General features: G+C 45.5%; 13 protein-coding genes. 2 read left to right on the forward strand and 11 right to left on the reverse strand.

Going from position 1 to position 20,895, the window contains the following annotated elements; genetic code table 11:
- Window positions 1-454: 454 nt before the first annotated feature.
- From AC07M6_RS24020 to AC07M6_RS24070, 11 genes are all read right to left on the reverse strand, one after another.
- Entirely contained in the window at window positions 455-2,302 is a 1,848-nt protein-coding gene (locus AC07M6_RS24020; protein WP_494893944.1) for a glycoside hydrolase family 2 protein, read from the reverse strand.
- A gap of 22 nt (window positions 2,303-2,324) precedes the next feature.
- Complete coding sequence (locus AC07M6_RS24025; protein ID WP_494893946.1) at window positions 2,325-3,569, reverse strand: MFS transporter; 1,245 nt, start codon at window positions 3,567-3,569, stop codon at window positions 2,325-2,327.
- A complete protein-coding gene (locus tag AC07M6_RS24030) occupies window positions 3,569-4,765 on the reverse strand; it encodes a glycoside hydrolase family 88 protein (RefSeq protein WP_494893948.1) in 1,197 nt (398 codons plus the stop codon). Before AC07M6_RS24030 ends, AC07M6_RS24025 begins: the two co-directional genes overlap by 1 nt.
- Before the next feature lie 31 nt (window positions 4,766-4,796).
- Window positions 4,797-6,029, reverse strand: a complete 1,233-nt coding sequence (locus tag AC07M6_RS24035) for a hypothetical protein (protein WP_494893950.1) — start codon at window positions 6,027-6,029, stop codon at window positions 4,797-4,799.
- A gap of 26 nt (window positions 6,030-6,055) precedes the next feature.
- Entirely contained in the window at window positions 6,056-7,336 is a 1,281-nt protein-coding gene (locus tag AC07M6_RS24040) for a polysaccharide pyruvyl transferase family protein (RefSeq protein WP_494893952.1), read from the reverse strand.
- A gap of 8 nt (window positions 7,337-7,344) precedes the next feature.
- Window positions 7,345-8,574, reverse strand: a complete 1,230-nt coding sequence (locus tag AC07M6_RS24045; protein ID WP_494893954.1) for an alginate lyase family protein — start codon at window positions 8,572-8,574, stop codon at window positions 7,345-7,347.
- A gap of 33 nt (window positions 8,575-8,607) precedes the next feature.
- Window positions 8,608-9,498, reverse strand: a complete 891-nt coding sequence (locus AC07M6_RS24050) for a DUF5017 domain-containing protein (protein WP_494893956.1) — start codon at window positions 9,496-9,498, stop codon at window positions 8,608-8,610.
- A gap of 11 nt (window positions 9,499-9,509) precedes the next feature.
- Window positions 9,510-11,111, reverse strand: a complete 1,602-nt coding sequence (locus AC07M6_RS24055) for a RagB/SusD family nutrient uptake outer membrane protein (protein WP_494893958.1) — start codon at window positions 11,109-11,111, stop codon at window positions 9,510-9,512.
- A gap of 10 nt (window positions 11,112-11,121) precedes the next feature.
- Complete coding sequence (locus AC07M6_RS24060; RefSeq protein ID WP_494893960.1) at window positions 11,122-14,499, reverse strand: TonB-dependent receptor; 3,378 nt, start codon at window positions 14,497-14,499, stop codon at window positions 11,122-11,124.
- 207 nt (window positions 14,500-14,706) lie between these two features.
- On the reverse strand, window positions 14,707-15,900 hold the full coding sequence (locus AC07M6_RS24065) for a FecR domain-containing protein (RefSeq protein WP_494893962.1): 1,194 nt from the start codon (window positions 15,898-15,900) through the stop codon (window positions 14,707-14,709).
- 61 nt (window positions 15,901-15,961) lie between these two features.
- The gene (locus AC07M6_RS24070; RefSeq protein ID WP_494893964.1) at window positions 15,962-16,570 is read right to left on the reverse strand and encodes an RNA polymerase sigma factor; all 609 of its coding nucleotides are present in this window, start codon (window positions 16,568-16,570) and stop codon (window positions 15,962-15,964) included.
- Between the two features lie 391 nt (window positions 16,571-16,961).
- Here AC07M6_RS24070 and AC07M6_RS24075 point away from each other — a divergent pair, with 391 nt between their 5' ends.
- Window positions 16,962-18,125: a serine hydrolase domain-containing protein gene (locus AC07M6_RS24075; RefSeq protein WP_494893966.1), complete on the forward strand. Its 1,164-nt coding sequence runs from the start codon at window positions 16,962-16,964 to the stop codon at window positions 18,123-18,125.
- 691 nt (window positions 18,126-18,816) lie between these two features.
- Window positions 18,817-20,523 carry a right-handed parallel beta-helix repeat-containing protein gene (locus tag AC07M6_RS24080; protein ID WP_494893968.1) on the forward strand — a complete coding sequence of 569 codons (1,707 nt, stop codon included), beginning with the start codon at window positions 18,817-18,819 and terminating at the stop codon, window positions 20,521-20,523.
- Window positions 20,524-20,895 lie beyond the last annotated feature (372 nt).

Consider the following 20,895-nt stretch of genomic DNA (forward strand, 5'->3'; position numbering starts at 1 on the left):
AAGCTAGGGTCTTTGGAAGCATTCAGGTCAAATCAATGGCATTTACAAAATTAATGATTTTAGGCCGTTATATTTAATAGCAGGTGTTGTTCATACGGCGCGTAAGATCATCCCGGAACAACTCTTTCCTTTTCGCTTAGTAAATTAATGTTGAATTGTTTTGGCTTCTGCGACAATAAGCCCCATGTAGGCTGCTATAATGGTGCCGGATTATAAGAAAGATGATTACCTGATTTGATCGGTTCATCACAAGCCGGTTAAATTTTTAGAATAATACCTGGACAGGCTGCACGACATGCAGCCTGTTTTTTTATTTAAATTGAAAGCTTACCAGGTTTGGAAACATATTAGTCCCGTCAAAGCTAGAAAGGAGCACTGAATTACAGGCACGCATGGTTCTACGCAAAAATTGGGTTTACCGGTGCATCACCTAAGACACAGTTATTGGAAATATTCAATCGACTTTTAGATATCGTGGTTTATCATACTTTAATTGTATTTGATCGTAAAAGTCCTTTAATACATAAAAAGCCAGTTTCTTTTTCCCGGTTTCTGATATCAGGCCCTTGCGGTTCCAATAGTTCTGATATAGGGGATGCGGGCGTCTCGGTGAGCGAAAATCCGCCAGTATCCATGGCGTTGTGCCGCGCAACGCATCTATTTTACTTAGCATGGCTATCTGGTTTTTATAGATCGCTTCCTGGTACTCCTCACTCCAACGTGTGCTGGCATCGGCATGGTTCCCTGCTAACGCGTCACCGCCAAACTCGGTGATCACAACCGGTTTATTGTATTTAATATTGAAATTGTATTTGGTAATGCCTGACGGATCGCCGCCCCAATACCAGCCGGCATATTCGTTAAAACTGGCCAGGTCAAGTTTTTCACCAAGTGGGTCATCAACGATAATTTCGTTGCCCTCGCGATGTACCTCAAGAGCGGCAGCCACCAGCCGCGTATCATCTAAACTACGCACCTTTGCGGCAAGATTCCCCATAAATTTTAGTCGGGGTTCACTAACCGGCGTTTCATTACCGATAGACCATACAATAACGCTCGCGCGGTTTATATCACGGGTAACCAGATCGGTTATTTGCGTTTCGGCATTTTGATACGTGGCTGGGTTCTCCCATGCGATGGTCCAGTATACAGGCACCTCGGCCCAAACCATCAGGCCCATTTCGTCCGCCAGCCGCATCATCTCTTCGTTATGCTGGTAATGTGCCAGTCGTACAAAGTTACAATTGAGTTCTTTGGCCCAACTCAACAACATGCGCAGATCTCCTGACGAGCGATTACGGCCATGTAGTAAGGGGTTTTCATCATGGATGCAGATACCACGCAGAAAAATCGATTTGCCGTTGAGCAATATATCTTTTCCGTTTACAACGATATTGCGAAATCCGATCCGGTCAGTAATGGTATCCCCAGGTGTATTGATGCTAATATGGTAAAGTTTGGGATTATCTGGCGACCAATAGTTTAGCTTCCTGACCGGTAGATTAATCACCGCACGGCCTTTCGCATCAGGTGTGAGATTGACCTTAACGTTTGCTTCGGGGATTTGTAGCGTAATTGTGCGTGTCAGGTCTTTTCCGTCAAGTTGTACAAAGCCTTCTAAACGCGAAGCGTCTGTTTTAGCCAGTTGTACTTTGTAATCGGCAATATAGGTATCGGGTACTTCGGCTATATAAACATCGCGCGTTATGCCACCGTAGTTCCACCAGTCGGTGTTTATAGTCGGTACTTCATCTGGCTTGCGGGTATTATCGACCTTAACTACAACAGTGTTCTCGCCATTAACGAGTTTACCAGTTATCTCGAATTGAAAGGCATTAAAACCGCCTTTATGCATGCCCAGTTTTTTACCGTTAAGATAAACGTGGGCTTCATAATTTACCGCTGCAAAATATAACATATAGCGTTTGTCCGTTTTTACACTGGCTTTGAACTTACGACGGTACCAGATGGTCCCTTCATATAACTCCAGCTTCTCAACCTGGGAATTCCAATCTCCGGGAACGTTTAGTGTAGGCGAATGATCAAAATCGTATTCCACCAGATCATCTTTATCTTTTGGTTTACGGTCATCATAATAGCCCCCTGAACCGGTAGCCGATCTGTCAAAGGCCTCGCGGCGGTAATCGTAAAAACCATTTTCGTATGGATCAATAATATAATTCCAGCGACCATCAAGACTAAGAGGTTTACGCGCTTGTATATTCTGTAGTACGTGCTGTTGCGCAAAGCCACTACCGGCTATGAAGAAAACAAAAATGAAAATACAGCGTATTTTTTGCATACATCTAGGGGTTTTAAGTTATTTAATTGTCGGTTTCAAGGTAGTCGAGATCTTTCGAAAAGGTTTCCTGCATTCGGGCCAGTGACCAAAAAGCTAAAATAAAGCAGGCAGTGCCAACTATCGCCGCTGCTGCTTTTCCGGTATGGAAAACATCAGTTTTAAGGTATTGAAATGAGATGGTAATGGGCACAACCATGCCTCTTACAAAGTTGGGGGCCGTTGTAGTTACCGTAGCCCTGATGTTAGTGCCAAATTGTTCCGCGGCAATGGTGATAAAGATCACCCAATACCCAACCGAAAAACCCAGTGCCAGACAAAGCATATAAAATGCCGTTAGCGATAAACCATTTGAACAGAGGTAGACCGCAATTGCCACAATCGCTAAAAACAGGTAAATGTAAACTACCTTAAGCCTGCTATTCAATAGCTGGCTAAGCAATCCGCTCGCAATATCGCCTAACATCAGCCCTCCATAACACCAGGCCACTGCAGCGCCCGCATCAACCGCTCCATTCACTTTAAGTTCCTGGCCTAATTCTGGCGAGAAAGTAATAAGCACCCCCACGACAAACCACAGGGGCACACCGATGAAAATACAACGCAGATATTTGAAAAAGCGCGACCAGTCACTGAACAAGAGCAGGATGTTGCCGTGGCTGATATGCGCGTTTTTGCTTTTTTCAAATACTTTTGACTCGGAAACTTTTATCCTGAGTAAAAGCAGGCAAAGCCCCAGGCCTCCTCCAATGAAATAAGATGTACGCCACTCAAAATTCCGGGCAATAAAGTACGCTACAACAGCGCCGAACACCCCCACTGATGCCACGATGGTTGTGGCATAACCTCGTTTTTCTTTTGGCATGAGTTCTGCCACCAGTGTAATGCCCGAACCCAATTCGCCCGCCAGGCCAAAGCCGGCGATAAAACGCCAGAGTGCATAAGAACTTACGGAACCGGCGAACCCGTTGGCAATATTAGCAATTGAGTAAATGAGGATCGAACCAAATAAAACCGATAAGCGGCCTTTCTTGTCACCCAGTATTCCCCAGATGACCCCTCCGGCAAGTAAGCCGATCATCTGAACATTGAGTATAAAAACGCCTTCGTTCACCAGGGCCTCGCCGCTTAAGCCGAATGATCGAAGACTGGGTACGCGTACAATACTGAATAAAAGCAGATCATAGATATCTACAAAATACCCCAGTGCCGCTACAATGACGGCGGCGTTTAAAAAAACAGCCGTTTGCGTTGATCGTTGTAAATTCATTAATGATGAGCTTTAGTTTTCAAATGTGCATTAGCGTTTTTATAACGTAACAAGGCCTCGATATAATAGTAATCGGCGTAGATAAGAGGTACATCTATTTCGCTTTTTTTGGGAAGGTTCCCGGTAGAGTGCCGCAATAGGAAATGATGGTTACCCGATGATGCAAAATAGGCAGGGCTCGACAGGCTAACCAAAATATCCTCGGCAAAGGCAAAATAGGTACGTGCAGTTTTCGTGCTGGTATACTTCCTGAGTTCCAGCAAGGCCGAGGCTACCACGGCTGCAGCCGAAGCATCGCGCGGTACATTCGGAATACCCGGATCATCAAAGTCCCAGTAAGGGATCTTATCCTTTGGCAGGCGCGGATGTTCCATGAAAAATTTGGCAATAGCCATTGCCCGGTTCAGGTACCTGGTGTCGTGCGTTTCGCGATACATGACCGTGAACCCGTATAAGCCCCAGGCTTGCCCACGTGCCCAGGCAGATGCATCGCTGTAACCCTGCGCTGTTTTTTTAGCTAATACATGACCGGTACTATCGTATAAGACGACGTGATAACTGCTGTTATCCGCGCGGAAATGATTTTGCAGGGTATGGTTGGCATGAGCAATGGCAATATCACGGAATACGTTATTCCCCGAAATCTTTGCCGCCCAAAATAAGTATTCCAGGTTCATCATATTGTCAATAATCACCGGGTAGTTGTATTCCCTGAATTTATCCCACGATCTGATCACACCCACCTTAGGATCAAAACGAGTGCAGAGGGAAGATGCACCTGTAAGTAATACAGCACGGTAAGCCGGCTTTTTAGTGAGTCGATAACCATTGCCATATGAACAATAAAGCATAAACCCAAGGTCGTGGGTTGTGGCATCGTATTGCTCTTTAGCTAAGGCTGCCGTCCATTTTTCGGCGGCAGCTTTTATAGCAGGCTCTTTGGTTTGCTCATAGAGATACCATAATGACCCTGCAAAAAAACCGCTGCCCCACCATTCGCTTTTCATGAGCCGCAGGCCGCCATCCGGGTTCACCGACTGGGGGAACAATCCGGTATCCGGAAGTTCTTTCAGCATGGCTTTGTATTGTTGAACCGATAATTCTATTTGCCGGTCTACGTTAACCCGGCGTTGGGCACTGGCGTAAAAAATATGGAAGATGGTGAGGATCATAACCCCACCCAATTTGTTTTTCATAGTTATGCTAAAATTTTTTACGGGGCCGGGCTTAATTTTCCGAAACTTTCATGATATAAACCTGTCGTGTACCGCTATGGGTTGAGTTGAACCCGATCATATCGCCTTTGGGGCTCCACCGGCAATGGATATCTGCCCGCCAGCCTTTCGTATATTCAGCCGGTTCCAGGTATTCGCCCAGGTTGATCAATTCACCTGTTCCCATACTGAGCAGGTAAATGTGTTGGTTGCGGGTATTATCATCGGGGTAGGTATCGGTAACCATCCACCGGCCATCCGGGGAAAATGTGCCATGCCCGTCGCGATCGGCCAATTTGCCCTCGCCTAGCTTTTTATAATCTTGTTTACCGGGTGTGAAAAGGATGTGTTCGAAATTCTTTTCATCGGGCATAGCGGTGATCATCAGGCGGCCATCATTCAGCCAGTCAAAATGCGAGCCTCCCCAGTTGCCCGGAAAACATTTTTGTAAATTACCTCCATCTTTATTAGCCGTAAACGAAACCGTGTTCCAATCCGGTATTGCCCGCGCCAGAAAGAAGAATTTTGAGCCATCTTTGTTAAACAGTACATGCGCGATATACTCGATCCCTTCTTTTGTTTTGATATCCGGGACCAGGCCTTTCAATTGGCTCAGTGGAATGATCAATTTTGATGAGCCCGTTTCCAGGTTGACCAAGAAAACACCATCATTATCAGGGTAAGCAATGTCTGGCTGCGCATTTTGGCCACCGCCGCCATATCCATAATCGGTGCGTGTGATGCGAAGCCTCGAAAAGTTGATGCTGATAGCCTCTTTGCCATTGGGAGATACTGCCGCAACGGGGTAAGGCAACACCCGCAATTCTTTTTTACTGAGCACGTTCATGATCACCGAAACATAGTGCCCATTACGCAGGTCATTGTAAATAATAACCGAATCGGGGTTTGTGGCCAGCCAGTGCGCCATACAACCCTGCTGGAAGTTCCAGGCACGGGTTTGCGTTAACGGGATGAATTTGTTGGTTCTGAGGTCTACCAGACCTAATGTCGCAGGTTGTTTTTCATCGGGTATCTGGAATCGAACATCGGTTTCGAGCACGGTAATGTAACGTTCATTTTTACTCCACGAGTTGATGCCATAATAACTGGCGAACAAGTGTTCTTTACCATTGGCGGTTACTTGCAAGGGGGCCGAAATTTTTGAAAAGCCCGCCGGCTGTTGTCCGTACGCGGCAATACCGCAGAAAAAACAGATGGTATAAAAGTAGTAGTATTTAATTTTCATATTTTAAAGGATATCAGGGGTAAAAATTAAGACAGGTTATTTTTTAATACCCTCATGGTTTCGGCCTGGCGTTTTTTTACAAAGTTTTGGGCCGCCATGACTTTAGCTTTCGCCGCTTTGGGATTTTTGATCATTTCAAGCACGGCCGGGGTAATGCCCGCGACATCAGCGGGCTTATCCATATCAAATAGCCAGTCGGCAAGGCCAATGTCCTTCCACATGTAACCTTTGCTGGTTTGCTCTTCAAAGCGGCAAACGATGGCGGGTACTCCCAGAGCGATACAAAAAATAGGCGAATGCATTTCTAAACCAAATAACCCTGCCGATAACGCATAAGTGCTGACGGCCTCGTCGGTCAGCCAGTAGTGATCGCGCCAAACGGTCTTCTTTTTTACATCGTCGGGTAGCGGATCGTACAGCATTTCTTTCCCGATTCTAACCTGTGTTTCATTCTCGGGTACGATAAGAATTTTCATGGAGGTTTGCCTGGCAACGGCTATAATAGCCTCCCTGATGGGGGCATTATCATGCTCCTTCCATTTTTCATTATAGGCGACCTTGGCTGTATCTACCGCACGTTTCTTTGCAGGAATATCCCACCAGGGGGAAAATCGATACTGCGGGATGACGCAAATGAATTTGCCCGGCTCCAGGTCGTGTTGCTGCAAAAAGGTTTTAGCCGAAACGTCATCCCGGATGTCGATAGCGAAGGCGCCGTCTGGGCAAAAGCCGGTTACCGGACAATTGAGTCCCTTGCTCCTGGCAAATTCGAGCGATACTGAATCGCGGAAATAACAAAACCTCGCCTTACTCATGAGTTCAATATCCTTAGGATTGTACTTCCACCGGTCGGCCGCCAAGGCATATAAACCCGGATAGGTTATACCATAAATGCCATAAGGTTTACCGGTAGCAATCCACCTTTCCATCGCATCCTTACCAACGAGTGATGGCCCTGAACCATGCAAGAAGAAATCGGCCTGCTTAATCGCGTTTTCTTTATCTGACTCCGTTTTCAGGATAGTTAGTTTCGGAAACCGCTTCATGATCATTTCTTCCACGCCATTTCCTACGTCAGTAGGCCATAGCAGCACTTTGACGTCAGGCAGGTAATGTTCCAGCAAAGCGATCACACCCGGCGTATGCCCAATATCGCCGATGTTTACGGTTTGCCAGGAGGACCGCAGGATAAGCGTTGCTTTTTTTGTTTTCGCAATACCTTTTAACGCCAATAGCAAGGATAGCCCGGCCAGGGCGGATGTTTTTAAAAAATGTCTCCGGCCATCCTCATATATTTTATCATTCATATTCATTCTTATTTTGCAGGAGGTATATACAAATATTTGTAGCCTTTAAATAGGGTTGTCTGGCGCTGCAGGCTCAATGCCGCGTGTAAATTTGGTGCATCGTATTTTTGATCGGCCCATCGCAGTATGGTCAATATGTCGTAGTCTTTTAGATCCACTTCTCCGCCGTATGTCCACGGCTTTCCTCCGGCAGCAGTATAAGGTAAAACGAAATCGACCATCAATTTGATCCCTTTATGATCTGTTGTCTGATACGACCAAAGGTCATATCCTAAAGCTTCCAGGCCACGCGCCAGGGTTTCAAAGCCACGCAGTTCATAAAAATAATAATGGTACGAATTGACTCGTTTCAGTTCCCGGGGTGTACCACCATCTGCCGCGAGTTGTTCGCTTATCATCTGTTTTGAATATTCAAACAGATCCGCCGCCGCATCACGCTCGCCTGTAAATATCATGAATGCAGCCAGTTGCGCGCAATACCAGGTAGCATGGTTACTGATCTCCGCTTTTTCCTGCTTACCGAAAGCGCTGGTGCGCAGCCAGGCCATATAGCCGGATATCCACTGTTTTATTGCTTTATCCGTTTGGGTGTCCCAGGTTTTGGAACTGTACAATAGTTTCACATGATCTACCATATCGATCAGTACCACCGTAAATATGATACCTCCCGACATCCCGTCAAAAACACCGGGCAATGCCGATGCGTACTTCAGGTTGGGGTTCATGCGCGTTGCCTGATCCAAAAACCACACGTTGATAAATTCTTTCGCCTTGATGGCATACTGCTCGTCATCCGAATAATACCAGGCCAGGCAAAGCGTATTGATATTACCTACCGTTTTTTCAAACCGGGTAAGATCGTAACGATCCCCAAAGGCTTCCTGGTTAAACTTTCCGTCTCCGCGGATGTAGGGCATACCGTCGGGAGTATTGGGGTTGCGCCAGGCAAATTTGCCGATCGCATAAAAATCATGTTTATCGCCTTTTGGAGGCACATCCCCGTTAGTCACGTTATCCGGCGATTGGGTAAGCAGTTTTTTGGCGCTTGCCATCAGCGTTTTGTAAGCGGCTGTATATTGAACGTCACCGGCCTTGATCTTGCTTTTTATGGCTACCAGATCATTGTAATCGAGCGTGACCAGTTTTGCCGATTCTGTTTTCCTTATTACTGAAGCACCGTCTACAGAAAGTAACGGAATAAAGATGATGGCCGCTATGGCAGTAAAATATTTAAGCATAGATATTCTATTGAAATTTTGGATCTGTAAAGTTTAATTAACGATGACTTTAAATTGTTTGACGACCGTTTTTTGCTCATCGATACTGTGGTTAAAACCAACAAATGTGACCGTGTAAGTCCCCGCTTTGGTAAATACATACTGGTATTGGGTTAATGCGGTGCTGGTTAGGTTTTTGATGGACTTGCCATAGTCCGAAAGTTCCCTGGATGTCAGAAGATCTAAAGGGCCTGTTACCACCCAGTCCTCGTTATCGGGCGACAATTTCGCACCTCCGTCGATCCGTACCTGCGAAGCCGATATCGTCCATTGGGCCTGCGGGTTTTTGATATCGAAGGCCGCCCACTGCGCGTTGGCGATGGTGGTGATCGGGACCACCGTACCGTCGTTATAGGAGGTATTGATATTAAAAGCCGTCATCGACCAAATGGGCTGTGCCAGCGTTGCACTTGTGGCAGCCTCATATTTATAGGCTATCCTTACCGGTTTCCCTGCAAGGTAAAAGTCGGTGATATCGATCGCGCCCGATGAAACGGCAGTGCTGTTCGTTGCCAACACCGCCCTGCTGGTAATATCTGTCCAGTTGGCGGCAACGATGGTGCCGGCATTAACTATATCAAGGCTATTGGTGATCAGTAGTTTAAGCGAATTGGTGCGCGGGCTGCCGGCCGTTTGCGATTTAAAATCGAGCAGGGTTTTGCCTTTATCCACTGTGACCTGACCCTGGCTGTCGTATCTTGAACCAACCTCGCCCGAATAAAATACGATGTTTTGTATATCGCCTGAGATCTGGAAACGCACCGTGTCATTAGCACTGTAAGTAGTTTTTGCTAGCGTAACATCCATATTGGGGCTTGGCGTTTCAATTTTGCGGCAGGCCGCTAACAGGCAAACGCTTAAAATGGTATATAAAATAGGTTTCATTGCATCATCGATTAATATCCCGGATTTTGAACTAATGCTTTGTTAAGCATCATGTCGTGGATGGGGATGGGTAAATAAATATTCCTGGCTGAAATTCTCGAGGCACCTATGGTGATCTCCTGAGCTGTGCCGCCATTGGCTAAAGCGTACGCTAAAAATGATTTCATATCACCAATAAAATTACCCCAACGGATGAGGTCATTCCGGCGTAGCGCTTCGTAGCATAACTCGCGGGCGCGTTCATCTTTAACGTACTGCATAAACTGGTCCTGCGTTAAGGTCTTCGGTACATCAGCATTTACAGTGGGGTTGGGCGGCGATGGCAGCAAAAGCCCATAAGCCCTTCTCCGCACCTGGTTGATGGCATCCTGTGCAACAGTTGTAGGGCCGTTTACTTTATTCTCGGCTTCGGCAAGCATAAGCAGCACATCCGAATACCGAAGAACCGGAAAATTTTCATTGGTGAAATCCTTTTGCTTAGGCGAAATGGTTTCATATTCGCGCCTCCATTTCCCCGCATCCCGCAGCCAGCCGGTTGTTCCGTTTAATGTTTTAACACCCGGCACACCCGACCAGAAATAATCCGAACAGTTCCAGTCCCTTCTCAGGTCCAGTGATTTTGCTGAATTGGCCGGGTCAAGCTGATAAGAATCAAACAGTTTTTTCGTTGGTCTGATATACCCAACCGCAGAACCTATGTTCACATCGGTGCACCTGATTCCGCAGAACCGTCCGCAATAGGAGGTCGTTTCATCAATACCCGTGGTGTTACCCCAAAACTCCAGTTCCCAAATGCTCTCTTTAGCATCATATAGGTCTTTCGCATAATTAATAAAAACGCTGGAATAATCGGGGTTTAAAGCGTGCTCCGGGGCGTTAGCAGTGGGGTGAACGACCTTTTGGGCCCAAAATAACGCTTCTTTAAACTTACTCGCATCATTCAGCGGGAACCCGGCCATGTACAGGTAAACCCTTGCCAGCATCCCTTCTACAGCTGTTTTGCACACCTTGCCGCCGTAACCCAATGAGGTGATGGTTTGTGTTTGTAATAACCCCTCTGCAGTGATCATATCGGCTGTAACCTGGTCATAAACCTGTTTCATTGGGGTGCGGGGGATATTTACATCCAGCACAGATGCCGTTGGTTTAAGGATCAGCGGTACATCACCGTAATTACTCACCAACATAAAATACATGTACGACCGCAGGAACAATGTCTCTCCCTTTATTACATTTTTTTTGGTGGCATCCATATCAACTGCATCAATATTGCTGAGCAGCAGATTCGCCTTTTCGATGCCAGCATACAGACCTTTCCAGAAAGATTCGTTTTTTGCGCTTGCGGCATCGTAGTTATAGGAGGGGTTGTCTTCTATATTTTTGTCGTAACACTCATCTGTATTGGCGTTAAACATGTATAAATAGTTATTGCCAAAAACATCAGCGACGGTTAGCGAACGGTAAACACCGTTAAGCGCGGTTTGCAGATCGGCCGGGGTTTTGTAATAGCTGTCGGGCGATATAAAATCAGTAGGTACCGTATCGAGTATCTTTTTACAGGAGATGCTGCTAATGATGGTGAATATCATCAATAACAAAATAATCTTTTTCATACTTTAGCTTTTATAATGAAATATTAAATCCAATAATGAGTGTCCGTGCGCGTGGATAAGTCGAAAAGTCGAAACCGGGCGAAAGGGTTGAATTTCTTCCCGACACTTCCGGATCGATGCCCGAGTAACCGGTAATCGTGATCAGGTTCTGTCCGGTAACATATGCTCTGGCATTTCTGATCTTCAGTTTCTGCAGTAAATTCTTTGCAAAGTTATACCCGACGGAAACCGTTTTCAATCGCAGGAACGAGCCGTCCTCAATCAGCCTGCTGGAATAATATGACGGCCCTTCACCATGTGTACGGTACAAATTTGATTGCGTATTATCGGGCGACCATCTGTTGTTGTAATCCGCATACTGGTTCAGGTCATTGAAAGCCCGACCGTTTCCGTCGAAGATCAGTTTGTTGGCGTTGACGATGTCATTACCATAACTCCACTGCAAAAACACATTGAGATCAAATTGCCTGTAAGTAAAATTATTGCTAAACCCGCCGGTATGGATAGGCAACGCACGTCCGATGACCGTAAAATCCGCAGCGTTAATGGTTCCGTCATGGTTAATATCTTTATATTTAATGTCACCCGGCTGGATGTTGGCCGAAGGATTCCCGTTATTGGGTATACCTGTTTTTAATACATATCCGCCGGATGAAGTCACGTTAAAATCATCATAGCCATAAACACCGTCCCATACCGCACCGTACATCTGCGCCACCGGCTGGCCTAATAAGGCAATGTATGGGGATAAGGCACGCCAGTTGGCGTCAAATGCAACAGGAGTGGTTATGGAAGTCTGGTTTTCGGTAAGCGCCAATACTTTATTGGCGTTGAAACTGATATTAAAACTTGTCGTCCATTTGAAATTTTTACCGGTAATGTTGATCGTATTTACAGTTACCTCAAGCCCTTGGTTCTGCATTTTACCCACGTTTTTAAAGGCGCTGCTTAAACCGGTGGTATAGGGTAATAATGCGTTGAGCAACAGATCGTTGGTCGTCTTCCGGTAAACGTCGGCAGTAAGTTCGATCCTCTGTCCAAAAAACGAAAGGTCTAAACCGGCATCGGTTTGCGCGGTTGTTTCCCATTTCAGGTCCGGGTTCCCAAATGCACTGATCGCGGCGCCGATGGTAGGATATGCGTTGTTGTAAGAATAACTTGATGAGGGGGGGAGCGTTAATTGCGATAAATAGGCGAAATCCCCAATCCGGTTATTGCCGGTCTGGCCATAGCTTAACCTTAGTTTGGCATCGGAGACCGCGCTGATCATTTTGATGAACGGCTCTTCGCTGATGCGCCAGGCTATTGAGCCTGACGGAAAATAGCCCCACCGTTTGCCCGGTGCAAATTTGGATGATCCATCGGCCCTCACTGAAGCTGTAAGCAAATATTTTGATTTATAGCTGTAGTTAAACCGGCCTAAATATGACTGCAGGCGCCAGCGTGTGCTGCTGGATAACGGCGTAATATTGAGCGATTGATCCAGGCCGTCAAGTCCCAAACTCTCGTTCGGAACATTGGTCGCTGAAAACCCGCTTAAACGGGAATTGTTCAATTGTACCGTATAACCCGCCAATACTTCAAACGCATGGTCACGATGAAAGACCTTTTTATAGTTTAGAGTATTCTCATTCAAAAAATTATCGGTCGCTGTATTATAGATAGCACCATTTACACCGGCAATATTTCTTGAATTACCCTTTTGCGTTAATGAATTATAAAAACTTTCGTCACGCAGTGCATTGCTGGTAATACCGCCGGTCACCCGCAAAGTTAAATCGGGTATAATCTTGTATTCAATATAAGCATTTGCGATCAGCGTATTATTGCTGTTTTTGCGTATGTCATTCTGGGCTGAAATAACCGGGTTGACCCGGAAATCTAAGGTGGCGTTAAGATCAGGATCTATAAAATCGTCCTGCACATCGAAATTGGGGTTAGTAGTTATCGGTCTGGAACCCCAAACAGAGTACAAATAGCTGTTGCTGGCATTGGTGGTGACATCTGACGATGGTACGGTGCCGTAGTAGACACTATTGCTGTAGTTAATATTTATTCCTGTCCTGAATTTTGCATTGATGGTTTGATCTAAGGATACCCTGCCCTGGTAACGTTGAAAGCCCGAATTGAGCAGTATCCCATCCTGATTGATGATGTTGCCGGAAACCGAATAGATCGTCTTGTCGCTGCCACCGCGAATGGAAAAATTGTGATTTTGCATGGGAGCGGTACGGAAAACGAGTTTTTGAAAATCTACGCCAGGTTCATTTTGATAAGAATCAAGCGTGCGGCCGGGTGTTGTTAGATACCTTGTTTTTGCAGTTGTCGGGTTGAGTTCAAGCTGATATTTTACAAAATCGTAAGGGCTCATCAGCGGGATGGTTTTCATGATCTGCTGACCGCCGTAATAGCCGTTGTAATTAATCACAGGTTCGCCTTTTTTACCTTTTTTGGTGGTGATGATAATGACACCGTTAGCACCCCGCGCACCATAAATTGCTGTCGCAGAAGCATCCTTTAATACATCGATCGATTCAATATCATCAGGATTGACAGAATTGCTGTTGGCATCTTCGAGCGGAAACCCATCGATCACATACAGTGGTGAATTATCCTGCGTAATTGAACCGGAACCCCTGATGACGATATTATTGACCTGACCAGGCTGGCCATCGTTACCCGAAACCTGTACACCGGCCACACGGCCGGCCAGCGCATCGTCGAAGCTTTTTACGGGAGCTTTGGCAAAATCCGCCATCGCGACCCGACTGACCGAGCCGGTGACATCCTTTACCTTAGCGGTACCATAACCTACGACCACGATCTCATTCAGACCGGTGTTCTGTTCTTTCAAAACGATATCTATCGTCTTACTTTTCAGAACCGGAACCTCCTGAGAGATATACCCGATCGACGAAAAAACCAAAACAGCGCCCTCGTCGGGAACTGTGATCTGATAAGTCCCGTCCATTTTGGTGATTGTCGCGATTGGTGTGTTCTTTACCTTGATGGTCACTCCGGGCAGCGTTGTTTTATGTTCATCAGTTACTGTGCCCATAATAACAATTGGAATCGCCGTTACGGTGTTGACCTCTTTTTTGGCAGAAATGAGGATGGTTTTTTGCCTGATCACAAAAGTGAGCGGCTGGTTAGTCAGACACTGTTTCAGCGCATCTTCCAGCGGTGTATCTTTTATCACCACCGTTACCGGCTTCGCGTCGTTTAAAATATCGGCATCGCAAAGAATGCTGTATCCCGTTTGACGGCGGATATCGTTCAGTGTTTCCCGGAGTGAGGCGTTTTGTTTAGTTAAATTGATATTCTGGGCTAAAGAACTTGCGCTTACCTGCAAAAAAGCGATCAGTGAAAAAATAAAAGACAGTCTCATAATTCTCCATACTTTAGGTGTGACGCAGGCGCAAATGCCGCATCTGATTGCAGTAGAATTTTTATACATTTGGTTTGTTAGGTTAATTAATAATTGGTTGTACAAGATCACGTATCGATTACCTAAAGGCAGCTCCCATTTTGCTGCGATATTACCTGGGGCGGTGGTACGCCCCGGGTAATTATTTAGGTAATTGTCCGAAGAGTATTAGTTCGTCAATATTACCCTCCTTCCTTCAATTTTATAATGAATGCCCGAAGTAATGGTCATATTATCCAATAACTCGTTAATGCTTTTGTATTTGGATACCGTACCCCACAGTTTCTTTTTCGCGGCATCACCTTTGTATTCAAAATCTACATCGTACCAGCGTGCGGCCGTTTTTGCGGCCTCCTGTATGGTTTCATCATCAAACACAAAAAGGCCATTTTTCCAGGCCATGGCCTGGTCGATATTTGCTGGTATGATCTTCAGCTTACCAGTCAGGTTATTAATGGCGGTTTGGCCCGGCTTTAAAACCGCCTCACCGTTTTTAGCGGTTAATTTTACCGAGCCTTCCAGTAACGTTGTTTTGATGTCACGGTCTTCGCTATAAGCCTTTACGTTAAAGTGTGTGCCCAGCACTTCTATATCCTGGCTGCCGTAAACAGTTACCCGAAAAGGTTTCAATGGGTTTTTTGCGACCTCAAAATAGGCTTCGCCCTGTAGTTCTACAATTCTTGCTTTATCGTCAAACTTAACCGGATATCTTAAAGCCGATGCGGCGTTGAGCCATACTGCTGTGCCGTCGGGCAGGTTTACCTGGTAGGTTTCGCCGTTTGCGGTACTCAGGGTATTATATTGACCGGGGGCCGCAGTGGCTGTTTCTTTGATGGTGTAAACGATCTGTCCGTTGGCAGTTTTGGTGATACTTACCCCGTCTTCTTTTGCCAGCTCGCCCTTACCGGCGTCCGACAGCACGATCTTTTTACCATTGGCAAGTGTTAAAGTAGCGGCATTTTTTCCAGGTTTGATAAGTGTTTGTGCAACAAGGGCACCGTGCGTCTTTGATGGGACAACCTGATGATTAATAAAAAAATATGCACCAAAGCTCAAAACGATCAGTATCGATGCTGCAACAGCTCCAAGTTTAAACCAATACGGTGTAAGGCGCCGCGGAGCTTCATCCACGAATTTGGCGTCAAGTTGATCAAGGGCGGCTTCTATGCGGGTGTGCAACTGAGGTTCAATAGGCAGTAGCGTTGGTTCCAGTTCAATGATATCCTGCCATACTTCCAACATTTGGAGGTACTCCTCCCGGCTGCAGGTTTCAGTCCAGCGAATAAAGGCCTGATGATCTTCATTGGTATAATTACCGGCAGATAGTTGTTTTAAAAATTGACGGAGGTGAAGTTCGTCCATACTATTGGTTTATATGGTAAAGACAGGGAGAGGTTCAGAAAGGATACCCCCGGTAAAAAAATTATTTTAAAATAATACTAACGACTGCGGCAATTGAAGCAGTTATACCCGCGTGTACATGGAGATATTCTTTTATCTGACGCTTGGCGGTAAGCAATTGCTTCTTCACCATTGATTTGGATATGTGCATCGCTTCAGCGATCTGATCATGAGATAACTCCTGCTCCACACTCATTTCGAATACCTGGCGACGTTTTGCAGGGAGAAGACTAATGGCTCTTTGTACGATTTCTCCGTATTGACTGTAGATCAAACGATCCTCTGCATTATCACCCACAGCCTCACCATCGCGGTTGATGTAGGTCATCGCTTTGCGGTGAACTTTCTGATGATCGTAAAGGTTCATCAGTCGGTTGTGGGCGATCTTAAATAAATAGCTATTTAATGTTTTGATATGGGTAAGCTCCCGTTTGTTTTCCCAAAGTTTCAAAAATATGTCCTGCAAAATTTCCTCGGTGTCCTCTTTGCATCGAACAATTCCGTATAAATAATGATAGAGTTTTGGTAAATAGAACTGATAAAGCACAGCATACGCCTCGCGGTCGCCATTGGCGGCCCGTTGAAGCAGTAAGGGTTCTGCCTCAAGTCGCAGTGTTGCTTTTTGGTTCATTGGTTTTTAGAAGTCCCACAAATTATATATAAACATACAAACAAAATTTAACGCAAATTAAATAGGATCGTTAAAAAACGTTGCCAAGTGTTTAGAGATATAAAAAAGAAGGATCGACGAAAGTAAGGATTTATTTATGGAAGTCATTAATAAGAAGCATCGTCCGTCGTGGTCGAAGTTACAGCCATTTTTATTAAATGAACAAGACTTAGCATCAATGCAAAAACTGACTCAGCAAAAGTGAAAGATTGTAGATATCGTAAATAATACTACTAATTTTACACTTTTCACACAAGAATACTTTACCCCAGGCGAACGGTCAATTTACGGCCGGTAACCGAATATCCGCTTTTCTCACCGGAACTATTTAATTTTATCGATATTAGAGTCTATGAAAAGGCTTTTCTTCTTATGGCTATTTTGCATCCTGTGCGCTTCGACCACGGCGCAAATATTAGGCGGAACCAATGGTCGCCGGCCAGATACTTCGGACATCGATGCGACTGTCGGGCGACTGATGAGCGCCGGAAAAGTAACTGGGTTGTGCCTCGGCATGGTTAAGGATGGCCGGGTCGTTTATGTCAAAGCCTATGGCTATAAGAATAAAACGAAAGCCACGCTGAACGATACCGGCACCTGCTTTTATGCCGCTTCACTCAGTAAGGCCGTTTTTGCTTACCTGGCCATGCAGTTCGTCGATGAAGGAAAGCTGGAGCTGGATAAACCGCTCTATCAATATCTACCGAAGCCATTGCCCGAATATGACGCTTATAAAGATCTGGCCGGAGATGATCGCTGGAAGCTGCTCACCGCGCGGATGTGCCTCGACCATACCACCGGTTTCCCCAACATGCGCTGGATGAACCCCAGGGGAACGGAAAAGCTCGAAATTTTCTTTCAGCCCGGCAGCAAGTATGCTTATTCCGGCGAGGGGATCAATTTGCTGCAATTTGTCATCGAGCAAATGACCGGCCAGCCGCTGGAAACATTGGCACAGGCGCGCATCTTTAAGCCATTCGGCATGACCCGTACCAGCTATGTCTGGCAGCCGCGCTTCGAAAGCGACTATGCCAACAGTCACCTTGAAAACCAGGATACGCTAAAGAAAAGAAAAAGAAGCACCGCCCAGGGGGCAGGTTCGATGGAAACGACCATTGCAGACTATACCCGATTTATGGCGGCCGTGATGCGGAAGGAGAAAATATCCGCAAAGGCCTGGAACGAAATGCTCAGACCGCAGATTGCTATCCATTCACTCCGGCAGTTTCCCACCCTGGATTCCGCGACGACCAAAGCGAATGATGCTATCGGCCTTTCCTACGGTTTAGGCTTCGACCTCTTCAAAACGCCTTACGGGCAGGTCTTCTTTAAGGCCGGGCATGACGATGGATGGGGACATTTCGGCATGGGGGTGCCGGGTCAGCACATGGCCTATATCGTGATGACCAACTCTTCCAACGGGGAAAGCATTTTCAAGGAGCTGTTCGAACAGCTCAGCGGCGTAACCATTCCCTGGTCATGGGAAAATTATATTCCCTATAACCAAAAGCCATAAGCCGCATCCTAAACTCGCAGGAACTATGCCAGCCAGCCATAAGGTTAACGCAATTCGATTAAATGTGCGAGGCCCCTCGTGTGAAAAGTGTAAAGTCAACTGATGTTATTGCCGTATAACATCAGGACAGAAATATTTTTAAATAAACAGGTGTCCAATTTTTGTCTCTTACTGTCTTTACAAAAAAGCTGAAATAGCTTATACCAATTATTAACCTTCTTTGCGTTACGAAACTCATGTCTATGTTAAAGTGAGTTGCCCAACAAGCAGCACAAAAAAATATAGAAAGATACGATCTAACTGTCATTTGATGATGTTTGAATTGTAATGCAAACGAATAATGATGTCAAAAAGAAAGGAGGAGTCTTGCAGTAATATCGTACACTTTTTTATAAGACCTTAAAATGACCTGGGGTGTTCCACCACCCCAAGTCATCCGGCAGCTTTGTAAAGCTGCGCTTAGGTAGTAAACAGATCTCTTGGAATCAATCTTATTTAACCTATTATTCAAATGTACAAAAATTCTATTTATCGACTCGGGAACGGGTTCGTCATGCGGGCTGCTGTGAAGAGAATCACAATTTTGGCTATTATTTTTCTTAGTCACTTTTTTACAGGGCTAAGCAATTTCCTTGGCTCAAAGTATCAAAACAGACCGAACCAATTTTTAAACTCATAATAAATCTATTTTATGAAAACAAATTTTAAAGCCATGGCATTGCTATGCCTGTTAGGTGCAAGCGCCTGCAAAAAAAGCGAGGTTGTACAACAAAAACCAGAAACACCGCAATTGGGTGCGGTGAATACTAAAATTCGGTTGTCCGGAATCGTTACTACGATTTATTATGTAGATGATATTAACGGGAACAACAGCAATAATGGCACATCAACTGCTTCTGCCTGGAAGACCTTATCAAAAGTGAACGCCACTACTTTTACAGCCGGCAATCAGATCTTGTTTAAAGCAGGCGGGATCTGGACGGGTCAATTGCATCCTTTAGGTTCAGGAACGAACGGATCACCGATCGTGATAGGCAGCTATGGCACTGGTAATCGGCCGGTGATCAACGGGGCGGGTGTAGCGAATGGTACGGTATACCTCAATAACCAGGAATATTGGGAAGTCACCAACCTGGAAATAACGAATTTTAATGCAACGGAAGCAGGTGTGAGTTTAGCGACCTGGGAAGCGAACAATACCACGAACTATGCCAACGCAACCTTACCCTCCCAATATACAGCTGCTAACACCACAAAATATGGCGTGTATATCTTAGCGCTTAACAAGGGTGTGGATCACCATATCTATCTCCATAATTTGAACGTCCATGGCGTCAACGGTGCGATTGACGAAGCAGACGCGAATACAAAAAATAATGGGGGCATTTATTTCAAGGTCAGCGGTTCTACAACGCCGACCTGGTTTGATGATGTTTTAGTAGACAGTTGTACGGTTCACGATGTGGATCGTGTCGGTATGTTTTTCCTTTCATCCTGGTCCACCCGGACATTGAGCAGCAATACAGACTGGACCCCTTCTGTTAATATCGTTATCCGCGCGAATACCTTTTATAACACTGGATCCAATGCGCTCATTGTACGCGTCGCCGATCATCCGCTGATCGAGCATAATTTATTTGATCATTGTGCCATTAAAGGTTCCGGAAATGCCTGTTACAGTTTCAATACAGATAACGCTATCATGCAGTTTAATGAAAGCCGTTATACCAAGGCGAATGTAGGTGATGCAGATGCGGGTGGGCTGGACTCTGATTTTGATTCCAAAAATACGATCATTCAATATAATTACTCGCACAATAATGACTTTGGCACCCTGGTTACCGGCGGGCATGATACGGATGATTTTAATGACGGAACTGTGTTTAGATATAATATTATAGAAAGGGATGGTATTACTACTCAAACAGGAACCGGCGGTAAATGGGCCTTTAAAATTTCAGGTAAAGCGACCAATACCCAGATTTACAATAATACATTCGATATCGGTTCAAGCCAAACCGGTATCAGGATCGTGCTGCACAGTACTTGGGGGACATATAACCCTACTAATTCGTCCTATTACAACAATATTATGGCCAATTACGGAACCAGTTCAAGCTATGCCCTCGGTGCCAGTACGGGTAATGTGTTTAACTATAATGCTTTCTACAATAACACGGCAACCGGTCAGCCCAGCCAAACTAACAGTATTACCGGTAATGTTAAACTGACGAATCCGGATGTCGGGGATGTTAACGGTTATAAACTCTTGACCGGTTCGGTAGCTTTAGGCACCGGGACACTGATTACTGGTAACGGAGGCTGGGACTTTTATGGTAATTCGGTTTCTGCAACTACGGCTCCCAATGTGGGTTGCTATAATGGTGCCGGATTATAAGAAAGATGATCATCTGATTTGATCCGCCCATCATAAGCCGATAAAATTTTTAGAATGATACCTGGACAGGCTGCACGACATGCAGTCTGTTTTTTTATTAAGACTGCATGAGCTTCGACGGTTGAAACACACGGATATCATAATGACGCCAACAACCAAACCTAGAAATAATAACTATAAGCAGTAAATATCGGCGTGCATATCCCAATCCGCTTTTGACGGTTGGTTACGGGGCGAAACTCAGCTGGCAGAAGGCATTGATAGGCAATTAATTTGTGTGATCGGTAAGCCTATTGATTATAAGGGCAAGCCGGAGGATCGTTGTGACCGAAACCACGCAGGTAGAGCGCTAAGCTGATGATACAAACGCAG

It is taken from the genome of Mucilaginibacter sp. GW821-FHT07H05 (assembly GCF_059418485.1).